The sequence below is a fragment of the Methylocystis sp. JAN1 genome, assembly GCF_052186135.1.
In the GTDB taxonomy this organism is placed as follows: Bacteria; Pseudomonadota; Alphaproteobacteria; order Rhizobiales; family Beijerinckiaceae; genus Methylocystis.
Genome location: NZ_CP181499.1, coordinates 1,725,315 through 1,747,686, shown reverse-complemented (window position 1 = coordinate 1,747,686; position 22,372 = coordinate 1,725,315). Strand labels below are relative to the sequence as shown.

Annotated in this window: 16 protein-coding genes, 1 tRNA gene and 2 pseudogenes; 8 read left to right on the top strand and 11 right to left on the bottom strand. The window is 60.7% G+C overall.

Annotation, left to right across the window (positions count from 1 at the left end; all coding sequences use genetic code 11):
* Window positions 1-6: 6 nt before the first annotated feature.
* Together ACNHKD_RS08165 and ACNHKD_RS08160 are read right to left on the bottom strand one after the other, a co-directional pair.
* A complete protein-coding gene (locus ACNHKD_RS08165; protein WP_442756566.1) occupies window positions 7-687 on the bottom strand; it encodes a Fe2+-dependent dioxygenase in 681 nt (226 codons plus the stop codon).
* 11 nt (window positions 688-698) lie between these two features.
* Window positions 699-3,248 carry a TonB-dependent receptor domain-containing protein gene (locus tag ACNHKD_RS08160; protein ID WP_442756565.1) on the bottom strand — a complete coding sequence of 850 codons (2,550 nt, stop codon included), beginning with the start codon at window positions 3,246-3,248 and terminating at the stop codon, window positions 699-701.
* Window positions 3,249-3,583: 335 nt separating this feature from the next.
* On the opposite strand from ACNHKD_RS08160, the gene hemP reads away from it, so the two are divergent.
* Window positions 3,584-3,778, top strand: coding sequence for a hemin uptake protein HemP (gene hemP / locus ACNHKD_RS08155; protein ID WP_442756564.1), 195 nt, complete (start codon window positions 3,584-3,586; stop codon window positions 3,776-3,778).
* A 64-nt stretch (window positions 3,779-3,842) separates the two neighbouring features.
* Here hemP and ACNHKD_RS08150 read toward each other — a convergent pair.
* A pseudogene (locus ACNHKD_RS08150) lies at window positions 3,843-4,448 on the bottom strand (chemotaxis protein CheB).
* 186 nt (window positions 4,449-4,634) lie between these two features.
* Between ACNHKD_RS08150 and ACNHKD_RS08145 the strand changes: the two are divergent.
* Both ACNHKD_RS08145 and ACNHKD_RS08140 read left to right on the top strand, forming a co-directional pair.
* Complete coding sequence (locus tag ACNHKD_RS08145; protein ID WP_442756563.1) at window positions 4,635-8,783, top strand: CheR family methyltransferase; 4,149 nt, start codon at window positions 4,635-4,637, stop codon at window positions 8,781-8,783.
* A 184-nt stretch (window positions 8,784-8,967) separates the two neighbouring features.
* A complete protein-coding gene (locus tag ACNHKD_RS08140; protein WP_442756562.1) occupies window positions 8,968-9,459 on the top strand; it encodes a hypothetical protein in 492 nt (163 codons plus the stop codon).
* A 597-nt stretch (window positions 9,460-10,056) separates the two neighbouring features.
* On the opposite strand, the gene ACNHKD_RS08135 is transcribed toward ACNHKD_RS08140, so the two are convergent.
* Entirely contained in the window at window positions 10,057-11,175 is a 1,119-nt protein-coding gene (locus tag ACNHKD_RS08135) for a HupE/UreJ family protein (RefSeq protein ID WP_442756561.1), read from the bottom strand.
* Window positions 11,176-11,604: 429 nt separating this feature from the next.
* Between ACNHKD_RS08135 and ACNHKD_RS08130 the strand changes: the two genes are divergently transcribed.
* Both ACNHKD_RS08130 and ACNHKD_RS08125 read left to right on the top strand, forming a co-directional pair.
* The gene (locus tag ACNHKD_RS08130; RefSeq protein ID WP_442756560.1) at window positions 11,605-11,907 is read left to right on the top strand and encodes a copper resistance CopC family protein; all 303 of its coding nucleotides are present in this window, start codon (window positions 11,605-11,607) and stop codon (window positions 11,905-11,907) included.
* 83 nt (window positions 11,908-11,990) lie between these two features.
* A complete protein-coding gene (locus ACNHKD_RS08125; RefSeq protein WP_442756559.1) occupies window positions 11,991-12,560 on the top strand; it encodes a hypothetical protein in 570 nt (189 codons plus the stop codon).
* Window positions 12,561-12,615: 55 nt separating this feature from the next.
* Here the strand turns inward: ACNHKD_RS08125 and ACNHKD_RS08120 are convergent, their stop codons facing one another.
* Window positions 12,616-13,818, bottom strand: a complete 1,203-nt coding sequence (locus ACNHKD_RS08120; RefSeq protein ID WP_442756558.1) for a PepSY-associated TM helix domain-containing protein — start codon at window positions 13,816-13,818, stop codon at window positions 12,616-12,618.
* A 583-nt stretch (window positions 13,819-14,401) separates the two neighbouring features.
* On the bottom strand, window positions 14,402-16,921 hold the full coding sequence (locus tag ACNHKD_RS08115) for a TonB-dependent receptor (RefSeq protein ID WP_442756557.1): 2,520 nt from the start codon (window positions 16,919-16,921) through the stop codon (window positions 14,402-14,404).
* Between the two features lie 208 nt (window positions 16,922-17,129).
* Here ACNHKD_RS08115 and ACNHKD_RS08110 point away from each other — a divergent pair.
* Window positions 17,130-17,320: pseudogene (locus tag ACNHKD_RS08110) on the top strand (IS3 family transposase); the annotation flags it as partial.
* A gap of 185 nt (window positions 17,321-17,505) precedes the next feature.
* Here ACNHKD_RS08110 and ACNHKD_RS08105 read toward each other — a convergent pair.
* The 4 genes from ACNHKD_RS08105 to ACNHKD_RS08090 are packed head-to-tail and all read right to left on the bottom strand — an operon-like array spanning window position 17,506 to window position 20,286.
* Window positions 17,506-18,207 carry a type 1 glutamine amidotransferase domain-containing protein gene (locus ACNHKD_RS08105; RefSeq protein WP_442756556.1) on the bottom strand — a complete coding sequence of 234 codons (702 nt, stop codon included), beginning with the start codon at window positions 18,205-18,207 and terminating at the stop codon, window positions 17,506-17,508.
* Between the two features lie 21 nt (window positions 18,208-18,228).
* On the bottom strand, window positions 18,229-19,692 hold the full coding sequence (locus tag ACNHKD_RS08100; RefSeq protein ID WP_442756555.1) for a coniferyl aldehyde dehydrogenase: 1,464 nt from the start codon (window positions 19,690-19,692) through the stop codon (window positions 18,229-18,231).
* Between the two features lie 9 nt (window positions 19,693-19,701).
* Window positions 19,702-20,079, bottom strand: coding sequence for a hypothetical protein (locus tag ACNHKD_RS08095; RefSeq protein ID WP_442756554.1), 378 nt, complete (start codon window positions 20,077-20,079; stop codon window positions 19,702-19,704).
* A 48-nt stretch (window positions 20,080-20,127) separates the two neighbouring features.
* Complete coding sequence (locus ACNHKD_RS08090) at window positions 20,128-20,286, bottom strand: hypothetical protein (protein WP_442756948.1); 159 nt, start codon at window positions 20,284-20,286, stop codon at window positions 20,128-20,130.
* Window positions 20,287-20,369: 83 nt separating this feature from the next.
* Here ACNHKD_RS08090 and ACNHKD_RS08085 point away from each other — a divergent pair, with 83 nt between their 5' ends.
* Window positions 20,370-20,855, top strand: coding sequence for a MerR family transcriptional regulator (locus tag ACNHKD_RS08085; RefSeq protein WP_442756866.1), 486 nt, complete (start codon window positions 20,370-20,372; stop codon window positions 20,853-20,855).
* Window positions 20,856-21,006: 151 nt separating this feature from the next.
* Here ACNHKD_RS08085 and ACNHKD_RS08080 read toward each other — a convergent pair.
* A tRNA-Arg gene (locus tag ACNHKD_RS08080) sits at window positions 21,007-21,083 on the bottom strand.
* 118 nt (window positions 21,084-21,201) lie between these two features.
* On the opposite strand from ACNHKD_RS08080, the gene ACNHKD_RS08075 reads away from it, so the two are divergent.
* Window positions 21,202-22,323: a methyltransferase gene (locus ACNHKD_RS08075; RefSeq protein WP_442756553.1), complete on the top strand. Its 1,122-nt coding sequence runs from the start codon at window positions 21,202-21,204 to the stop codon at window positions 22,321-22,323.
* Window positions 22,324-22,372 lie beyond the last annotated feature (49 nt).

Below are 22,372 nucleotides of genomic sequence, written 5' to 3'. Positions count from 1 at the left end.
GGGCGCCTACGCTTCTCCCCAAATGCGGATGAGGTTGTGATAAACCGTCGAAAGCTTGCGCATGTCGGCGTCGCCGACGTCGACGCGCTGCGAGAGGTCCTGTATCGCCGCGTCCAAATCGCAGACGATGTCGCGCGCCTCGTCTGACTGGATCATGCTCTGCAACCAGATGAAAGACGCGAGGCGCTCCCCGCGGACGACGGGCGTCACCATGTTCAGGCTGCCCGCGGAAAAGAGCACCACGTCGCCGGCCTGCGGCTTGAACTCGCGGGACCCGAAAATATCTTCGACGATAAGGTGGCCTCCGTCATATTCCTCGGGCGCCGACAAGAGCAGCGTCGCCGCGAGATCGACGCGGATGCGCGCGCCAGTCACGGCGTCTCCGCGCACGGCGTTGTCGACATGCGGATCGTAGCGATCCCCCGCCTCATATCTTTCGAACTGAGGCGGGAAAATTCTCAGCGGGATCGCCGCCGCGACGAAGGCCGGACTGGCGAGCAGAGCCGACGCCACCGCCGACCCGAGCTTGCGCGACAATTCAGAGTCGGGCGGCACCCGGCTGTTTCGCTTCGCCGTCTTGCTCGCTCCGCCCGACGACGCGCCGTCCTCCCAAGACGCGCCGGCGAGCGCCTCGCGCAAACGAAGGATATCAGCCTTGCCAAGCGCGCTGGGAACATGGGCGAGCATCGACGCGCCTCCTAGAATTTCACGCGGGCTTCGAGATAGGCCGCGCGTCCGGGCGCGATCTGCACGAAGGGCGCGGCCGTCTGATAGAACGCATCGTAAAAGGTGCGATCGAAGATGTTTTGCACCGAGAACTTCAGCGTCGCATACGGACCGATTTTCGCTTCCGTGAAGAGGTCGAAGCGCCAGTAGGACGGCAGGATCGTCGGCACGTTGACGAACGGATTCGCAGCCGTCGGCGCCGGCCAGCCGAAAGCGTTGAAGTTCGTTCCGCCATTGGCGACGAGATTGTTGCCGCCATAGACTTTCGACCGATAGATCGCCTGGCCGCCGAACTCCAGCACGTCCGCGTCAAAGCCGAGGAGGTCTCCGAATTTATATTTGGAGAGCATGCTGAACGACTGATGGGCGACATTGGCGAGTTGCAGCCCGACATTCGTCGGCGCGTAGGAACTCGTGACCTTGGATTCCATCAGGACAAGACCACCGATCGCGCTCCACTTGTCCGTGATGTTGCCTGCGAGCTCCAGGTCGAGACCCTGAACGTAATAGGCCGCGTTGCCGGTGGTCACGCCGGAATTGACCTCGCGCGCCCCCGTGACGTCCGTCCGGAACAGGGCCGCGGTGGCGAGCAGATGCTCGAATAGTTGCCACTTTACGCCAATTTCCTTCGCGCGGTTATATTGCGGCGGGAAGATCTGGGCGGCGGTCGAGAGTCCGCCATAGTTCGCCGCGCTTCCGTCCAGCTCGGCGCCGACGGGATTGCTCGACGTCGCGTAAGCGGCGTAGACGCTGACATTCTGCAGCGGCTTCACGACCAGGCCGGCATTGTAATTGACCATCCCGGAATGATTCGCCGCAAAGGTCGTGTAGGTCTCGTTCCGGCTCGTGATTGTGTAGTCGTCGTACCGGACGCCTGCGTTTGCGATAACGGTGTTCTGGTAGTCCGCCGTCTCGATCACATAGCCGGATGCGGTGTCGACGGCGATGCGCGTCGGGTTTCCGTTCAGGTAGGGGCGCCCAAAGGGCAGGTAGGTCGGCGGAAGATAAAGATTGCCGGGGATGCTGGGATTGGAGCCCGGCGCATTGAGTTCCGATTGCAGCCCGGCATAAGTGTCGCGCGTGAGTTGCTCACGCGAGAATTCGACGCCCGTCACAACCGCATGGTTCACCGGGCCGGTGTCGAACTTGACGACCGCCTCGGTCTGGTTGTCCAGGACGGACGTCACCTGATTGCGGCTTTGCGGGCTGAGGTTCACCGTCGCAGCGAAGAAGTTGGGGCTCTGCGCGAGCGTCCCGATATAGTCCAGGACAGACCGGCCCTGGCGAATCTTGCTGCTGAGCGTGACGTTTTCCGAGACCTTGTATTGCGCGGTGAAGGTGCCGAAATCCTGCTGGGATTTTTGGAAGTCGCGATCGAGGAAGCCGTACCACGTGTAGCGCGGCACGAAGTTTTCGGTGAAGGGCCGGTTCGTGATGCGGTTATAGGGGACGCCGAAATCCGGCAGGCCGCGCAGATAGACGTGGTTATACTCCGCCGTCAGCGTCAGCCCTTCGATCGGCTTGTAGACGACGGAGCCGGCAACGCCGTTGCGGTCGTCGACGACATAGCTGCGTCCGGCGACATTGGCGTCCTGATACATGGCGTTAAGGCGGACAAAGAGCGACGGCGTGATCGCTCTGTTGACGTCGAGCGTCACACGTTTCGTATGGTCGGAGAAGCCGCCCATGAAATTCAGATCGGTGAAGTCGCGCTCGCCAGCCTGCTTCGTTACGATATTGATGGCGCCGCCCGCGGTGCCGCGGCCCGCGAAAGTCGAGCCGGGACCGCGCAGAATTTCGACCTGCTCGGTGTAGAAATTTTCGCGAATGCTGACGCCCGGATCTCGAATGCCGTCGATGAAAATGTCGTTACGCGCGTCGAAGCCGCGAATGAAGAAGCGGTCGCCGAAGGCGTTGCCGCCTTCGCCCGTGCCGAGCGTCACGCCCGCAGTGCTGCGGCCGATTTCACGCAAGGTCGTCGCGTTCTTGTCCTGCAGGACTTCCTTTGTGAGAACGGTAACCGTGCGAGGCGTATTGATGATCGGCTGCGTGAATTTATTGGATTGCAGCCGAACGGCGCGATAGGGCGCAACCGGATCGGCGTAAGGGTCGGCATCCGCCGCGGCGACGAAGATCGGAAGCGGGGCGGCGTTCGGCGCGCCCCCGCCCCGCCCGCCCGCCGACGCTGCGGCTGAACTCGGGCCGGAGCGGCGCTGTCCTGTCGACGCCTGAGTCTGCGCCGGGTGACGCGCCGACTGCGGTTTCGCGACCGTGACCGGCGTGGGTTTCGGCTTGGCGGGAACGACGACCGGCCGGGGCTTTTCGCGCGGGGCGTCGACTTTGACCGGCGGCAGCGTCGTGGACGAATCCTGAGCGAGGGCGCCGCCGGCCGATGAGGAGATGAAGGCGGCGACGCCGAGCGCTGCGACGGCCGATCCGTCCCGTAAGGACGCGCCCGGCGGCGTCGGCCGTATGCTTCTCAGCGATAATGGGGATTTGATCGAGCCGCGAACGTGTTTCACTTGGCACCCTCCAGTCATGCGGATATTGCAGCGTTTGCTGGCTGGCTCGGCGTTCCGCCTTGGCTGGCTTGCTGATCGCTTAAATATATTTTCATTTTCTAGGACGGACCCGGAGACACGCTCAAGCGAAATTCCGGTTGTTGGACTTGGAAAATTTCCAGATTAGTTGCGCCCAGAAGTCAATTCCGGCGTTAAGCGAATAGAAATGTTCCAAAGCAGACGAACTGGACACCGGCAATGTTCGATTAGACGTCTTTCTTCCAAACATAGAAAGCTTCCAAGGAAGAAAGCCTGTTATTGACGGGCGCGCGGCGCCTGTTTGATGTGTGTCATTTATGGAGAAACAACCAAAGGCGCCGCGTCACGGAGAACCGATCGCGCCGAGATCGGAAGCCGGGAACGCGGTCGCGCCGCTCGAAATAGAATCGCAGGAATTGCTTGGTCCGCGACGGGAGGCCACGATCATTCATGCGGGGGAGCGCTATCGGCTTCGCATCACGGCGAACAATAAGCTCATATTGACGAAGTAGGCGGTCTCGCAAAGCCCCTGCGCGGGCGCCGACTCGCTGGTCGGCGTCGCATGTTCCCGGCGCGTCAACCGCGTCGATCCTCGAGCTTCGCGGAATTGCCGCCGGCGGTCGGCGCCGTCGCTCCGCAGGCTTCCATCAGCTTTACGATTTCCTCCAGGGACAAACACGCGTCGGGGCTGTCTCTCGCGATAGCCGTTTCCGGCATGGATGGATCAATCGCCTCCTCGGGTTTCTGAACGGCGCCCCGGCCGCCGTGCTGCTTTATGGCTCGCAGCCCTTCAGCGCCGTCATTATCCTCGCCGCTCAAGACGACGCCCGTAACGCGGTCCCCGTAAGCATTCGCTGCAGATATGAAGAGCGGATCGGCGGCGGGACGCGTGTGGTGTACTTTCGGCCCACGATTTAAACGTATGCGCCCGAACTCCAAAATCATGTGCTCGTCGGGCGGCGCGACGTAAATGTGACCGGCTTGGATCGGAGAACCGTCCCGAGCAAAAGATACGCTCAGCTTGGAGGACTAGGAAAGAATTGTCGGCAAATCGCTCCGATGATCGCCTATGTGGACGACGATGAATACTGATGCAGGACAATCGCCCGGGAGGGCCTCGACAATCTTGCGCAAAGGCTGAAGCCCGCCGACGGACGCGGCGATTACGATGATGTTTTTCACCCAGACAAAAGCGCTTCACAGCGTGAAAGTTCCTCAAAGCGACTCGATTGCCGCCCGAGCGCCGGGAGGCCGCGACCGGCAAAGGGGCGGCGTCTCGCTAATCCGGCGGGCCGACACAGCCACGCTAGCGCTCGCTAGTGACGAAGGCGGCTCTTAATATAAGGAGTTATGTTTCAGCGAGGAATCATGAACGCGACGGATCCCCACGCCGATCGGCTACCCAATAACACGCCTATATGTGCGCTAGGGGCTTCCGCGGGCGGCGTCAACGCGCTCAAGAGTTTCTTCTCGCATATCCGAGCGGACTTGGGCCTGGCCTATGTCGTGATCGTTCATCTTGCGCCGGATCATCCAAGCGCCTTGAGTGAAATTTTGGCCGCCCAGACGCGGATGCCGGTGAAGCAGATTGAAGGGGCGGTAACGATCCAGCCAAACTGCGTCTATGTGATTCCGCCCAACCGCGAGCTGGTGATCAATGGCGACGATCTGACGGCGCGGCCCTTCACCGGACTCAAGGGCCGACGCTCGCCGATCGACATGTTCTTTGAGTCCGTCGCCGCCGGGAGAGCCGACGGAATGGCGGTTCTTCTGAGCGGTTCCGGTTCTGACGGCACGCTCGGCGTCCGGGCTGTGAAAGAGGCCGGAGGCGTCGTTTTCGCGCAGGAGCCGGGAGACGCGGAATTCCCGATGATGCCGGAAAGCGCGATCGCGACCGGAGTCGTCGATTTCGTGGGCCCGATCGTGGAACTGGTTGAGCGCATCGCGGAGATCAGGCGCAGCCAGTTGGCCCTGCGCGCTGAAAACGAGGAAGATACGGAACGAAATCTCCGACAGATCATCGCGCTGCTGCGCCGACGCACAGGACATGACTTTTCCAATTACAAACGGCCGACAGTGATGCGCCGGCTGGCGCGGCGCATGCAGGTCGTCCGCAAAGGAAGCTTTGCCGATTATTACCACTATCTCCAGGCGAACAAGAACGAAGTCTTCGAACTCTTCTCGGACCTTCTGATTTCCGTCACCTCGTTTTTCCGCGATCCCGACGCCTTCGCGGCTCTGGTGGAAAAGGTCATCAAGCCGATGTTTGACAGGCTGGATGACGAAACGCCGGTGAGAGTTTGGGTCATAGGTTGCGCGACCGGCGAGGAGGCTTACAGCATCGGCATATTGTTGCTGGAGGAGGCCGCGCGTCGCGGCGTTCATCCGCTCATGCAGATTTTTGCCAGCGACATCGACGAACTCGCGCTCGCAACCGCCAGGGAGGGACGCTATCCGAGGTCGATCGAAGCCGACGTCTCCGAGGAGCGCCTGCGTCGCTTTTTCGTGCAGGACGAAACTTTCTACCGCGTAAAAAAAGAACTGCGCGACCTCATCCTGTTCGCTTCGCACAGCGCGTTAAAGGACCCGCCTTTCGTCAGGATCGATTTGATCTCATGCCGCAACCTGCTGATTTACATGCAGCGGGAGCTTCAACGGCAGCTCTGCGCGCTATTTCATTACGCGCTGAAGCCGAACGGCTACGTCTTCCTGGGATCAGCGGAGACAATTGACGCCGCCCAGTCGCTTTTCGTGCCCGTCGATCGCGACGCTCGCATCTATCTCTCTATCGGCCAAACGGAAAAAGTGACGCCGCCGCTGCCGCATCTGGCTTCGGACTTTTCGACCATAGAGCACCGTCCGTCGCAGCCGATCGTTGCGGAGCCCCCGGTCGGCGTTGGCCATACGCATGCGTCCGCCCTCGAGAAAAATGCGCCGCCGAGCGTGCTTGTCGACAGCTCAGCGAAGATACTTCATCTTTCGCCAAATGCGGGCCGCTTCTTCAGGCCTCTTGAAGGGCCCTTCAGCTCCGAATTGTCGACTCAGGTGCGCCCGGAGCTGCGGGTCGATCTGAAACTCGCCTTACAGCGCGCGGTCGAAAAGGAAGAGGCCTCGCTGAGCGTGCCGATCCCTGTCGCTTTCAATGGCGACGCCCATCTCGTTGCATTGCACGTGACGCCTTACAGAGAAGACGGGCAATCGGCTTCCGGGCAGGCCCTGGTCTTTTTCATGGACCTCGGCGTCGCTCCTCACGCCGATGAAATGCCGGAAATCGAGGAGGTCAGCCGGGCGGAAGTCAAACGGCTGCGTCAGGAGCTTGCGGCGGCGCAAGATCGACTTAGCGCCGGTCGGAGAGAGTATGAGCAAGCGACTCAGGATTTGCGGGCGGCTAATGAAGAGCTGCAATCGATTAATGAGGAGTACCGGTCGACGGCGGAGGAGCTGGAAACCAGCAAGGAGGAATTGCAGTCGATCAACGAAGAGTTGCAGACGGTCAATAGCGAGCTGAAAAGCAAGCTGGAAGCGATCTCGACGGCTCACAACGACCTTGAAAACCTCGTCGCCGCGACGGAAATCGGAACGTTGTTCCTCGACTCCAATCTGAAGATAAGGTTTTTCACTCCGCGCGTGAACGACTATTTCAGCATCGGCAAGACCGATGTCGGCCGCGTGATTTCCGATTTCCGACACCGCCTCGTTTACGAAGAGCTCGAACAGGATGTCGCCGCCGTCCTGAAAAGCCTCGTTCCCGTCGACAAGAGCGTGCAAACGACCGATGGACACTGGGTGTCGATGCAGGTTCGGCCCTATCGAACGCTGGAAGGACAAATCGACGGCGTTGTCGTCACCTTCACGGACATTACAAAGTTGAAGCTTGCCGAGCGAGGATTGGAGTTCGAGTTGCGCGCCATGGCGCGGCTGCAGGAGCTCAGCACGAAAGTCATGGAGGCCAATCAGATCGAGCAGCCGCTCGGAGCGATCCTCGACGCGATTATCGAGCTGACGGGCGCGCATTTCGGCAGCATCCACCTGCTTGATTCGGTAAAGAACGCGTTGCGGCTCGTCGCCCACAGAGGCTTCGAGGAAGAGGCGCCCGAGCCGGTCATAACCCTGGACGCCTTTTCTGGCTCTGTTTGCGGCGCGGCGCTTTCCCGGCGCGAGCGGATCACTTTCGAGGATGTCGAAAAGGAGCCCGCCGCCAAGCCGGCTCTCCAAGAAGCAAGAGCGATAGGCTACCGGGCCGTGATCTGTTCACCGCTCAGCGCAACGTCGGGTAAATTGGTTGGAATGCTTATTTTATATTTCCGCGAGCCTCACCAATTCTCCTCTCCTGAATCAAGACTGGTGGACATTTGCGCGCGTCAGGCTGCGGACGCCATCAGCGTTTATTCGCTGCAGCAAGAGCTGAGGGAGGCGGATCGCCGCAAGGACGAATTCCTTGCAATGCTCGCACATGAATTGCGCAACCCGCTAACCCCAATCCATAATTCCCTGCAAGTTCTAAGGCGCGCCAGTCTGACCCCCGAAGAAACCGAGCGCGCGCATCAGTTGATCGAAAGACAGACGTCTCATCTTATGCGCCTTGTCGACGATTTGCTCGACGTCGCGCGCATCACGCGTGGAAAGGTTGAACTGCAGATAAAGCCTTTCGACCTGAAGGCGGCCATCAATCAGGGCCTTGAAACCGTTATGCCGCTTATCGAGTCGCGGCGGCAAAAAATTGATGTTTCCCTCCCCGAGGAGCAGCTGACCGTGGATGGCGACTTTGTTCGCCTTTCGCAGGTCTTTTCGAATTTGCTCAACAATGCTTCCAAATTCACGCAGCCTGAAGGCTCCATCACCGTTTCGGCGCGGCGCGACGACGATATGGCGGTGGTTCGCGTCTGTGACAACGGGGCGGGTTTCACGCCGGATAGCCTCGCGCACGCCTTCGAACTCTTCAATCAGGGCGACAAAGCGCCAGGGCTGGAAAAGAGCGGCATCGGTGTGGGGTTGGCGCTCGCCCGCGGCATTATCGAACTGCACGGCGGAGGCATTGAAGCATTCAGCGGCGGCAGAGGAAAAGGCAGCGAATTCGTCGTGCGCCTGCGTCTCTCCAAGGATCCGCCCGCCATCGCCAACGCAACCGAAATCGAAACGCCAGCCGCTCGGCGCAAAATTCTGATTGTCGACGATCAATCTGACGTCGCGGAAAGCGTCGCAATGCTCGTTCGGTCGCTTGGAGGAGAGGCCCATACGGCGCCGAGCGGACCGGCCGCGATCGCTGTCATCGACTCGTTCAAGCCTGAGATCGTGATCGCGGACATCGGCCTGCCCGGAATGGACGGCTACCAGTTCGCGAGGGAACTCAGAAAGCTTCCACACGGAAAAAGCATGGTTCTCGCTGCGCTGAGCGGCTGGGGGCAGGACGACGTCCGCGACCGCGCGTTGAAGGCCGGCTTCGACCAGTTTTTCGTGAAGCCGATTGCTTTGGACGTATTGGCGAAGTTGCTCGCGCTCCCCAAAGCGGGATCATAACGGGCCGGATTTCCAGCGGGAGAGCGTCGAACGCATTTCCAACTGCCTTTTCGCGCCCTCTTCAGCCGCACGGACAAGCGCGGCCTGCTCTTACATGCAAGCAAGACTCGATAATCTCTGAAGATAACTACTTACTTACCCTATAAGTTTGTGATTTGGGAGCTTGCGGGAGAGCGGATGGGCCATGTCAGTGGTGGCGGAGCTTCTTGCAAAAGAACGAGCCGAGGATGAAAGGCTGATCCAGAGTGTGCTGGGGAATGCCATCCACCATTCGCTTGAGGCCGTCACTCGTAAGCCGCTTCCTGAGAAAATGGTTCTGTTACTGCAGAAATTAGCCGCGATTCAGGCTTTTGCCCCGGGCGCTCAGGAGGCGCCAACCCTTTCGAGCCCGGCCCGAAAAAAAGGCAGGCCGGAGACAAGTCTCGACAGAGCGACACGGCATATCGCCAGGGCGAAACAGATTATCGCCTATCAGCGCAATCGAGTCGCGCAGCTTCAGGCTGAACGCCGCCCGGTCAAAGACGCCATGAGCATGCTCGATGCTTTCGTCGAAACGCTTGCGACGATGGAATACCATCGACGCCTCTTGTGTGAGGAGGTCGAAGGCAAAGACAGAGTTTCTCGATGGATTTTCGCACGCCTGGGGAGCACGGGCGCGAGCCGCCTGACCAGTTGAGCGGGTTAGTCTGTTTCTGGCGAAACGGCCTTGCTTCAGCGCCGCCGTTTGGAAAGCCGCGCTGTTCCGCCAACGCTTTCGGCTTCTCTAATATCCATCGGTCGCCGCCAGCTGCCGAGCTGGGTGCGCCGAGAATAGGATGCGGAGCCTGGAGGGCGTTAGTGCTTGCCTGCAAACGATTCAAACTTAACTATTTTGGGTTCCGGGAAGCGCCGGCGCCCGGAATGTGAAGAGCGGCCGGCTGTTGGGGCAAACGATGCACCGCTTGGTTGAGTGGCACATTCAGCAGGCGCAAAAGTGCCGGTCGTCGGCGCTTGGAGCCGCGGATCCTGAGAGCTGCGTCAGGCACGCCAGGCTTTTTCGGCGAACAGCCGTTCTATTAGACAGCAGCCTCCGTCGCGTGAGGGAGTCGGAAGTCTTTCTGGCGAGAATAAGGATCACCGAGGCCTGCGACAATTTCCAGCGAATCCTCTCGGACTGCGAGGGGGTGATAAGGCTGGTCGAAGGGGATGGACCCGTGAGCGAGCCTTTTCCGAAGTCGACAGGGCGGCGCTCGATTACGGCGGCGTTCGGCCGCCATTTTTTGCTCCGCCGATCTCATCCCATGGGGTAGAACAACCAATATACGCCGGCGCAAGCGACCGCCGCGGAGCAGATCCACACGAGCCGCGGGCTGCGCTCGCCACTGAAAAAGCGCTTGTCGACCAGGACCAGGAGCGGAACCACGATCAGCACGACGCCGATCTGGCCAACCTCGACGCCGACATTGAAACTCGCCAGCGCCGGCACGATCGCCCGTTGCGGCACGCCCATTTCAATCAGGCCGCTTGCGAAGCCGAACCCATGTACGAAGCCGAAGAAGAAGGTGTCGCGCCAGCGTCCGTCGACCTTGCGCGTGAAAAAATTTTCCAGGGCGACGTAGATGATCGACAGCGCGATCGCGATTTCAGTCCACCGGCTCGGAAGATCGACGATCTGCAACGCCGCCAGCGTCAGCGTGATCGAATGCGAGACCGTGAAAGCCGTGACGATCTTCACGACCGGCCAAGCGCGCGACGCCCACAAAACGACCGCGATCAGAAAGCAGATGTGATCGTAGCCAGTTGCAATATGCTCGACGCCGGCCGCGAAAAACTTCGGCGCAAGCTCCCACGGAGAGAGCAAGGGCTTTGAAATGTCGATCAGCGCGTCGCCGGGATAGATCATCACCTGCCCCGGGGCCGGCTCGCTTCCCATCCGCTGCGCTTCCGTCAGGCTCGACTCGTCACTTTTCTCGCCGATGCTGACGAGATGTTTGGCGCGAGACCCCTGCGCTTTCAGTAGTTCGAAGGGATTATAGAAAATCGGCCCCGGAACCGCGCTGCAATCCATCCGCAAGACCGCCTTCGAATCGTATGGGTTGGTTGGGTCTTCTCCAACCGAGACGACCGTGCTCGGGCAGGCTCTTCCCTCCTCGTTTTGCAGGGCGACGCGGCCCTGGATGAATTTACCGATCATCCCCTCGATGACGCCCGGCTCAGTGAGGTCTACGTCTTTCAAGTCCTTTTTGTTCTCCGCGAACATTCGCTCGATGTCGGCGCCGAGGAAACCCACGTCGACGCGATAACGACCCTGACCCTCCGGCACGATGCGGCTGCTGGAAATATTCGCGGTGTGAGCGCTTGCCGCCGCCTGAAGGCAAAAAGCCGCCCAAATGGCGGCAAATGCACGCAGCATAATTCGCACCATTTCCGACGGCTCCCTTGACGCGAGGAAAACGCTGAGTATGCATTCTGGATTGATAGTGCATATAAGCGTAGGAATGACAAGGTTAAGGCCGCCTCGTCGGCTTTCGCGTGGAGGGGCTGTTCAGCGGAGGCATTGGGTGTTGGCGGAAAGCGCAAGAAGCGGCAGACTGCATTCTCTTCGCCTCGCGGGCTGAATTTTTCTTAGCGACGGAAAAACAGGCGACGTATGGCTTCTGGGCTCAATCAAATCGCGCTTTTCTTTGCCGCATTTCTGGCTGCGGCGTCTCTTCCCGCGCGCGCGGCTGCCTATGCGAGCGGCGCTCTACCCCGGGACGAACGCATGAGGACTGTTGCAGAGCATAAAGTTGCTCTCAGGTCTCCATCAACGCCGCCTGCGCAAACGGAGAGCCCGATCGTTTTGGCGCACGCCATCGTTGTCCGCACGTCGCCACAGCAAGGAGGCGTCGCCGAAACGAACATAGGGAAGGTCGATGTCTGGTACGATGCGGGCATACGCGACGCCTTCGCTGCCCTCGCGGTCGTCAGCGCCGCAGGCGAACGGGTCGATAAGCGCGACGCCGCGATCGACAGCGCCGATCCGGCCCATGTCTCGGTCAGCGTCAACCCGTTGACGGCGGGCAAATACACGGTGCGCTATCGGGCATTGTCCGCGGACGGCCATCTCGTGAGCGGCGCCTGGGAATTTGAAGTGCGCCCGTGATTGACGCCAACAGCAAGGCCACTCGCCGCCCTGCTCCAACAAAGAAAAGCGCAAGAGCGCAGTGTCGAGAGGAAGCCCAAGCAATGAGCCCCACCGGCCGCCTGAACTTGATGTTGTTTCTTGGTATCGTTCTACTCGTCGGCGTCAACGGCGCTCTTTTTTCCTACGCATGGTGGGGACCAGCCGTCAATCAACGCATAGGCGATTTCTGGAAAGCTCACACGCTGAAGCCCGCTGTCAAAGCCGGCGATCGCACCATATCGGAGTGTCTCGGAGTGAGCGACTTCTACTCCGTCCATCTGACTACCTATTTCATGGCGGACTCGGCTGAAAGCGCGGGAGGGGCGACCGACGACCTGAGCAAGTATGACGAATATTGTGACCGTGTGCCAGGAACGGGCAAAGTCATCTTCTCGATCACGCTCATGGAAAAAGAAGCAAGGGGCGAGACCGTCGCCCTGGCTTTCTACGGAGAGGGATCGGACGGCGCCCTCAAACAACTAAGCTCTCTGCCGTCGAAATCCTATCCGAGCGGATTTGCAACTTTGGAGGCGACCGTTCCCCACACAGGAAAATATGTTCTAAAGGCAGCCTTCGGAGAAGCCAAAAACAAGGAAGACACAATCGAAATGCCGATCCTTGTCGGGCGATAAAAAAGAAAGCCTGACGAAACCTTCCTTCCTTACGGGGGTCTGACGGAGCCGTCTTTCAGAACGCCGGACGCCTCCGCGCCCGGCGTTTTTGCAGCCATCTTGTAAGGCCGGTGACGTAGAAAACGAAAGGCGACAAGCCGATCGCCAGCGCGATCGGACGGCCCAGACCGCCGAACGCCTCGCCACTATGTATCGGGAACAACCATTCGAGGAAAGTTTCGCCTCCGGAGAAACGGGCCCGATCCTGCACATGGAGCACTTGACCGCTATATTGGTCGATCCCGACATTTCGATAGGTCTTGGTCTGGTTCGGCTCGTAATCCGCCTGCTTTCCAACAATGTAGACAGCCGTCGGCGTGTTGGGGAAAAGAACCCAGTGAAGCCTACCGTCGGGGAAGGCCTTGTTCGCAATTTCCGTCGCTTCGCCTACGCCAATCGGCGAGCGACCGGGGCTTGGGGTCGATTTGCCAAAGTCAGGATCGGGGCGCACAGGCGACAATAGGTTCACGACGTTTCGCGTCGCCGGTTTGAAGATCATGGCGGCGCCTGTGAACAGTGTGATCAAAAGAAAAACCGCGCAATAAACGCCCAGGCTCCTGTGCAAGTCGAAAACGACCCTCTCGGCGCTTGCGCCCCATTTCACCTTTAGACCGAGCCGCCAGTCCCCGTTGACGGGCCACCACAGATACAGCCCCAACAGAACGGAAATAAAAAGCAAGATACCCAGGAAGCCGACGACATACGCATTGTTGACGCCAAGCAGCAGCGTCCAGTGAAAGGTCATCAGAATTTGGATGAGCGGCTGCGACAATGGATCGTCGCCATGCAGAAAAAGACGCTGTCCAGTGACTTTCACCGAATAGGGATCGACGAATATCTGATGAACGTATGTATCGAGGTCGTCAGTCTCGACGATGTAAGTGACAGCCATAACCGATCCTGCCTGACGGGGCATGGTCAGCCTTTCCAACTTTCCGTCTGTCGGCATTGCAGCGACGGCCGCCGCGAGAAGTTCGTCGATCGGGCGATAAACAGCGTCTTTTTGCGGAATTTCCACGCGCATGATCGAGGCGTTCAATTGCTCGTCGAGGCGTTCCCGATAAGCGAGAATCGATCCGCTGAGGCCGACCAGGACAAAAACCGCTCCGAGGAACAGGCCAATAACGCGGTGGATGCGGAGAAGAGCGTTTCGTCCACGCCGGCGTCGTCTCCGGCTAAGCGAACCCGGCGACGCAACGCCAATCATGCTGTCATTCATCGCTGGACGGCTCTATTTCTTTTTGCGTTTTCGTTCTTCGACGATCGCAAGGATCACGCCGCCGGCAATGATCCCGATCCAGGTGGGAACGATCAAGAGCCATGTTTGTTCGCTCCACACGGCGTCGTCACCTTCCTGTTAAGTTAGGAGAAAAACTGCCCGCGATGGAAGCGCCGGCCCGCCGCCCTGCGCTTGACCAAAGAATAATTACGCGCGCGCCCCAGTTGCCGGGGCTCCGTATCCTTCCCGATTAGTATGATCTATGTTATTTTTTATCCTACCAACCGTCAAGGCGTCGAACATGCCTCGTCCATAGTTGGAACTGATTCCGGGAGACGGACTGCAACGCGCAACAATAGTCGACGACAAAACCTTGGAGAGATAGATGGCGCGGCGCGGCCATAAGAACGCAGTTCGCGATCTCGTGCGCCCAGCCTGACCCGCATACTCGTCTGGAGGCGCGACTCCCGCGGAGAAACGTCGCGCATCCCGAGAATTTCCCCGCAAATCGCGGCTGAGCGCGGCATTTGCTGCGGTCAGCTCGCAATTGTTCCGGCGCGGAGTTCAAGACGCGGCAGCCGTTTTAGTTCCAGAATTTGAGGAGCTGGAACGGCTCGGTCAGATCCGGGCCCTTGGTGTTGCGAGGATCGAAGTCGAGGGGACCCCCAAAGGTCACGCGCCATGAGGTCCGCTCGATCGGATGGCCGACGACGCCCATCTGACCGACGCCGCAGACCGCGTCGGTGGTCGGAACGGCGATGGCCCCGGCGCAGGCTTGGAAAAGCGGATCGGTCGGGAGGAAGGAACCGTAACCATATGCGATCTGCTGGGACCGCGAGTTGAACATGTTGAAGACGTCAAGCTGGAGTTTCCACCCCTCTTTCCAGCGGTAACCGACGCGCGCGTTGACCGTGCCGATCGCCGGGCTCTTATAAAAGCCGTCTTCCGTTAGAGCGCGCGGCGCAATGTAGCGATATTTGAAGTTGGCGAACAAACCCGTCGCCTCGCCCAGCTCGATGACGCCGGTCGCGATGACCGGCGTCGCGTTCACAAGGTAATTGCCCGGCGCGTTTCCGAGCCATGCGCCCCACGGGAAGGCGTCGGGTTGCAGGAGCTGAACGTAAAGATCGGCCTGATCCCTGTCGAAGCCTCTGAAGCGAGCGTGCGTCGCCGTGACGTCGCCTTCAAAGGCGAGCCAGGACAGGGGCCGATAGTGGTTCGTGAATTCGACGCCGATACGGTTTGCGCCTCGCGCAATAACTGTATTGCCGCTGTCTCCTTCGAAAATATTTTCTTGCGCGGTCTGGATGAAGAATAGAGTCGCCGCGCTTTCAAGCTTGTCGATCACCCGAGTTTTCACGCCGATCTCGGCGCCTGTCGAGGGCGAAAGGAGACCGTTATGCGGCACGCTGGCGTAGCTGAGATCGTCGTTCACTTCCGTCACGGCGACGCGTTGCGTCGTGGCGCGGAAATCGTTCGAATGGAACCCTCGACCGAAGTTAAGATAGAAGTCGGTCCTGTCGTCCCACGGATTGATAATGACGGACGCCTTCGGACTGATCAATTGCGCGTTGTACGTCCCGCTATTGATCGGGCCGGTCCAGATGCGAAACGGATTCGACGGATCGAAACCGGGCGCGTCGACGGCCGGGAAAAGCGGCGAATCCCAATAGGCCTGCAAGCCCTGATTGCTGCCCCAATAATAGTCCCACCGGGCGCCGACGACCGTCCTCAGCCACGGCGACCATTTCGTCTTGACGTCCGTCAGGAGCGCGATGCTGCCTTCGCTGACATGGTCGTTTCGGACCGTGTCGTAGGGCATGCGCTGAATCGAATCTTGCAACCCTACGCGGATATCGTCATAGCGCGACTGGAAGCCGAACCTCAACTCGCTCTCTTTGTCGCCAAGAATATTGAATTTCAGCGCATGATAGGCGTTGCCGCCGATCATGGTGCGCCGATCGAACTGACGGAATTGATCGCCGATCACGGGATGAGAGAGGAAGTAGGTAAAGTCGTTGTAAAGATTGAGGGTCGAGTGCATGGCGAAGGCTTCGACCTTCGACCAGTAATTCGCGGTGTCTTGCGCCCAACGGCCCGAGAGGCTGAAGCGCGTGGTGTTTCCGCCGTCCGTCGGGTTGAGCGTGCCCCAGCGCGACAGAATGCCGCTGTCGATCGCCCGCGTCGGAACCTGGTCCGTCGAATTCCATCGGTTGGCGTAGGCCATGCCGGTGATCGACATGCCGTCATTTTCCTCGCCTCGCGACCAACGCAACACGGCGTTGATCTTGCGCGCGGCGTTCGGGACCTGCCAGGGTCCGTCGTAGGTCGAAATCTCGCCGCCGCCAAAAATGTCGCCGCCGGCATATTCCCAGGATTTCATGCCGAAGATTCGGCCATAATTGAAGATGCCGCCGGTCGTCGAAAAAACGCCCTGAGGGACCCTCCGCAGATATTGCATGCGAATCGTGCCGGCGTTCGAGAAGTCGCCGTCCTCGACATTATAGGGACCCTTTCGGGCGTCGACATAAGCGAGCATTTCCGGGATGACGAAATTCGCGTCCGAATAGCCTTGCCCATGCCCGTGCGTGCGCATGTTGAGCGGCATGCCGTCGAGATAGAGCGCGAGATCAGTGCCATGATCTAGGTCAAAACCACGCAGATAATACTGGTTCGCCTTGCCCTCGCCGCTGTGCTGCGTGACCGCGAGACCCGGAACAATTTCGAGCGCCTCGCCGGGCCGGAAAGCAGGGACGGTGTTTACCTGACCGCCCGTGAAAAAGCGCTCGCTGGAGGACGGCATATCCTTCGGCGGCGCCGGATAGTCGATCTTGGGGCCCAAAGCCGTGTTTTGCTGTGCAGACGAACCGAAGCCGTCATTGGCGTCCGCTACGACGGGGCTGACGGTGGGGGGCGCCGAGATGGGAGCGGCCGTGCGGATGGGATGGGCCGGCCGCGGCGCTTGCCGGCTTGCGGTCCGTTTAATCTTCTGTCCGCCGCCCACGTTGATTGTCGGCAGCGTGGTCTGAGCCAGGGCTTCGCCGGCAAGGACCGCCGCCATAAGTGCGGTGGCAGATGCCTTGATGATCCGGGTAGAAGTCATTTTTGCTCCCCGCCTAGCGCGCCGAAATACGATTTTTGATTTGTTGCCGATTCACGAAGCGCCGAGCAACCCTTAAGTATGATAACCGATTCTATTCTGCATATGTGTGGCTGTTGGGCAACATTCCGTCACTTATCCCATCGGGGTAGGCGCGCTCTCCGAGAGCCCATGCCGCGCCCGGCGCGATCGCCGACATCGTTCTGCAGGCCGCAGACCCGGCCCAGACGACGGCCTGATCCACCACAGCGACAGGGGCGTTCAATACCTCGCTATGAACTACACCCCGCGCCTGGTAGAGGCCGATTTCGTGCCCTCGGTCGGTAGCGTCGCGACAGTTACGACAATGCTTTGGCCGAGACGATCAATGGCCTTTACAAGGTCGAGGTCATCTGGCGACAGCTATCGGCGGTGGATCGCTGCCTGAATCAAACTGCATAACCTCCAGAAAACCCGCGACGCCGGCGGTCTTCATGTTTTTGGGAGAGCTGGCGCGCCGCGCCGGGTGATGAGGAAAACTATGTCTACTCTATAGTCCTCCAAGGTCATCCTTTGTAAGGATCAAAGTTGGGGAATGATAGGATCGGCTATTCTCGGACCCGCACCCGGAGAAGGGCCGCTACCTTTACGGCCGTCGCCCTGGCGGACCACGGGTTCTGTCCGGTAACCAGCCGGCCATCGGCGACGGCGTAGGAGATGAACGGCAGAAGCGCTTTCTGATAGCGCGCGCCCCGCCGCTTCATTTCGGCCTCGGCGTTGTAGGGCATGTATTTCGCAACCCCAGCCAATACCTCTTCCGCCCAAGAAAAGCCGGTGAGCCGCTTTCCTGCCACGAGCAGCGCGCCATCGGACAGCTTCGTGTTCAGCAGGCCGCAATAGCCGTGGCAGACGGACGAAACGATTCCGCCGCGCTCCCATATGGCGCGCGTGATCCTTTGCAGCCCTTCGCTCTCGGGAAAGTCCCACATGACCGCGTGACCGCCGGTGAAATAGATCACATCGTAGTCCGCCGGATCGATCTCGTCGGGCCGAGCCGTCGTCGAGAGAAGCTCCATGCGGCTCTTGTCGGCCAGCCACGCCTTGGCCGAGGCGTCGAGAAGCGGCCATTTGAGCGCGCGGGGTTCGAGCGGCGACACGCCGCCCTTCGGGCTCACGATCCGCTGTTCATAGCCTTTTTCCGCAAACACGTCGTAGGCGTGCGTGAGTTCAGACAGCCAAAGGCCGGTTGGATGCGACGGATCGTCGTAATGGGCAACGTTGCTGACCACATGAAGAATGCGCTTGCTCATCCTATGGACCTTATCGAACACTCACGCCGACGACGATCCGCGTCGTTTTGAACGGCGATCGGACCCGAGCATAACTTTCAAACCGAGGTCCGCGATCTTGCCGAACGGCGCCCGCATCAGGCTCGGCAGGTTCCAACGCCCCTGAACGAACACGCCCTTGGCGTGGCTCATCGAGCGGAAGCCCTCGATGCCGTGATAAGCGCCCATTCCGCTTGGGCCGACGCCTCCGAAACTCAGGTCGTCCTGGGCGAAATGCAACAACGTGTTGTTGATGCCGACGTTTCCCGATGTGGTCCGCGCCAGCAGTTTCCCGCAATCGGCATCTTGCGCGCCAAAGTAATAGAGCGCCAGCGGGCGCGGCCGCGCATTCACATAGTCGATCACCTCGTCGATCGTGCGGTAGGTGCGCACCGGAAGGATCGGCCCGAAGATTTCCTCCTGCATGATTTTGGTATCGTCACCAGCTCCGACGACGAGCGTCGGCGCAATCGTCCGTAATCGCTCTGCCGCCCGCTCGGGCGTCAGGCCCGTCTCGATTACCCGTGCGCCGCTGGTTCGGGCGTCCTCGATCAGGCTTTTCAGTCGCTCGTAGTGGTGATCGTTGACGATCGAGGCATAGTCGCGGCTGGTCGGGCCGTCGGGATAGAAGCGCGCGATGCTCGCGCCGAATTCGGCGATGAAGGTGTCCAGATCGTCCTCATGGACCAGCGCGTAGTCGGGCGCGATGCAGGTCTGGCCGCCGTTCGAGAGTTTTCCGAACACGATGCTGTCGAGCGTCTGCCGGGTGGCGCGGCCCCTGGCGATGATCGTCGGGCTCTTGCCACCGAGTTCGAGGATCAGCGGAACCAGATTGTCGCTCGCCGCCTTCATGATCTTGCGGCCGACAGGCGTGCTACCGGTGAAGAGGATGTGATCGAAGGGAAGAGCGCTGAAGGCCGCGCCGACGTCCGGGCCGCCGAGCACAACGGCGACTTCTTCGGGCCGAAAGCTCTCCTCGATCATCAGCCGGATCACCTCGCTCGTGCGTGGCGTGAGCTCTGACGGCTTCAGCATCGCGCGGTTGCCGGCGGCCAGCGCGGTGGCGAGCGGGATGATCGTGAGCGAGAGAGGATAGTTCCAAGGCGCCATCACGCCGATGACGCCCTTGGGTTGATATTCGACACGGGCGCGCCCCGTGCGGTAGAATAGACCGACGTGACGGCGCTCCTGCTTCATGAAACGGCGCAGGTTTCGACCAAGATAATCGATCGCCTGTATGACGCAGAGAACTTCCAGGATATCGGTTTCGTAGCGTGAGCGATGGCCGAAATCGGCGCTGACCGCTTCTCCCAACTCGCGGCGATGAGCCAGCACGGCGGCGCGCAGCCGTTTCAGCCGGAGCTTGCGATCGGCGAAGCTTGGCGGCCCCTCGTTGAGAAAGGCGGCGCGCTGGCGGCCTAGCACGGCCGCCATGTCGGCGCCGGAATTCGGAGGAACTGCAACCATCGTTCCCTCTCAACCGCGAATGAAGGCGAGCAGGTCGTTGTCGCACACGGCATAGGAGAAGAAGGTGAGCGCCACGAGTCCGCGTCCCGGCAGCGCATGCAGCGGCTCGAGCGGCGCCGGCAACATCGAACGCAACTTCTTGAGCGGGGCGAGCATCAAGGCCTGCACGTTGCTGGTGCGATAGTAGAAGTTCGGCGCCCAGATCAGGCCGATCCGCGATGGGACCATCACCTTCGGGATTCGGCGGAAGAAGTCGATATTGCCGACAGCGGGATCCTTCGCCACCTCGTCGAGATCGGGATTGGACCGGAAGCGGTCGTAGTAGCCGCCCTTCGACACCATGACCTTGTGGCCGGCGAACTCGATTTCCATTAATTCTTCAGCCATGAACGATCACTTTCTTCGGTAAGCGAGCCCCGCGGACGGCTTCAGGCATCAACTGTGATTCCCGCCAATGGTTCGATCCCGGCGGCCGTCAGGCCGCCGCTGTCCGCAACGCCATCCAGCGGCCATCTTCTCTTCCATCGCGGCCTTGGCGATGCGGTTCGGGATCACGGCGCCATTCGGCGGCGCCAGCGCGGAAAACAGGGACATGGATGCTCTCCAACATCAGGCTTGAGCAAACCATAACCTTTGAGTTAAGTTTAAGGTCAAGAGCGTCTCAAGGAAACGTCGCGATGAATATCGGGGAACTGGCAAAGCAGACCGGACTGACGAGTTCGCGCATTCGCTTTTACGAGCGTGCCGGCTTGCTGAGGACGGTCGACCGCCGGCCGAACGGCTACCGGACCTATCCGCCGGAGGCGGTGATGATGCTCGACCTCATCACCACCGCGCAGAAGGCCGGCTTCAGCCTTGACGAGATCCGAGCGTTGCTGCCGCCCGATCTGGAGAATTGGCGGCGCGACGCGCTGCTTGAAGCGCTCCGCCGCAAAGTGGAAGACATCGAGGCGCTGCAGATGCGGCTCAAGCAGAGCAAGGCGCAGCTCGTCGCGCTCATCAAGGATATCGAGGCGAAGCCCGACGACATCGATTGCGCCGCCAATGCGCGCCGGGTGCTATCGCACATGCTGGGCAAGGACGTAGAGCGACCGACCATGGCCGCCAGTGACGTCAAGCTCCTCGGCAAGGCAAAACGGCGACGGTCTGCCAGGACAAGCTAGGTAGTGCGTGATCAGCCTTCCATTTCATCCCGAAGCGATTCGGATTTTTTCACCGTTAAATACCGTCGCTTCTCCTCTTTTCGCCCGCCAGCTATCTCTCGTTCCTATGCGGGCGCAGCTTCGGCCGCCATAGAGGCCAATCGGCGGAGTTTGGCGCGCCCGGCACGATTCGAACGTGCGGCCTTTGCCTTCGGAGGGCAACGCTCTATCCAGCTGAGCTACGGGCGCCTGTCGCGAGACGACGTTTTCCTTCTACAGGAAGCCGGTCGCGCCCGCAATCGTCGCCTCCTTCTTCGCAGCTTCGCAAGCTCGTGCTATCCGGGCGCGGTTTCGTCGGGAGGCCGCGATGCTGCAATTTGTCGAGGACTGGCTGGACCTTTTGCGGGCGCGGCGGGATCGGCTTATCGCCGACCCGGCGTTCCAGCGCTGGTCTCTCGCCAATCCCCTCACCCGCTCCGTCGCGCGGCGACGGGCGCGGGCGGCGCTCGATCTCGCCGCCGGCTTCGTCTATTCCCAGGTTCTCTTCGCCTGCGCGCGGCTCAAGCTGTTCGACGCTCTCGCGGGCGGTCCGCTGACGGTCGTCGAGATCGCCGACCAGCTCGCCCTTTCCGAGGCGGCCGCGCGGCGGCTCCTCGACGCGGCGGCGTCGCTCGAACTCGCGGAGCGGCGCGGGGGCGGCCGTTACGGGCTTGGCCAGCTCGGCGCGGCTTTTCTCGGCAACAGAGCCGCGCTATCGCTCGTCGAGCATCAGCCCGTTCTCTACAACGATCTCGCCGATCCAGTCGCGCTGTTGCGCGGCGAGAAGCGCGCCGCGCTCGCCGACTACTGGCCCTATTCCGATCTCGAACAGCCCAAGGCGCTTCAGGCGGACCAGGTCGCGCCATACAGCGCGCTGATGGCCGCCTCTCAGCCTATGGTCGCGCAGGAGGCGCTCGACGCCTATGACATGTCGCGGCACAAGCGGCTCATGGACATCGGCGGCGGCGAAGGCGTGTTCCTCTGCGAGGCCGCCGCGCGCGCGCCGGATCTGCAGCTTGCGCTCGTCGATCTTCCCGCGGTGGCCGAGCGCGCGCGGGCGAGGTTCGAGGCGGCGGGCGTGACCGCCCGCGTCGAAGTTCACGGCCGGGATTTTCTGCGCGACGATTTGCCGGAAGGCGCCGACGTCGTCACGCTCATCCGCATCGTGCATGATCAGGATGACGCGCGCGCGCTGGCGCTGTTGAAAAACATCCGCCGCGCGATGGAGCCCGGCGCGGCGCTGCTGATCGTCGAAGCCATGTCCGGCGTGAAGGGCGCCGAGCCCCTCGACGCCTATTATGGCTTCTACACGCTCGCCATGGGGCGCGGCGAACCGCGCCGGGTGGAGGAGATCGAGGCGCTCTTGACGCAGGCCGGGTTCGGCGGATTCAAACTGCTCGCCAACGCCCTGCCGACGCTGACGAGCATTCTCTCGGCGAAGGCGGTTTGACGACAGACGGACGACAAAAGGCGGATTGGCGGCTGCGCCAACCCGCTCT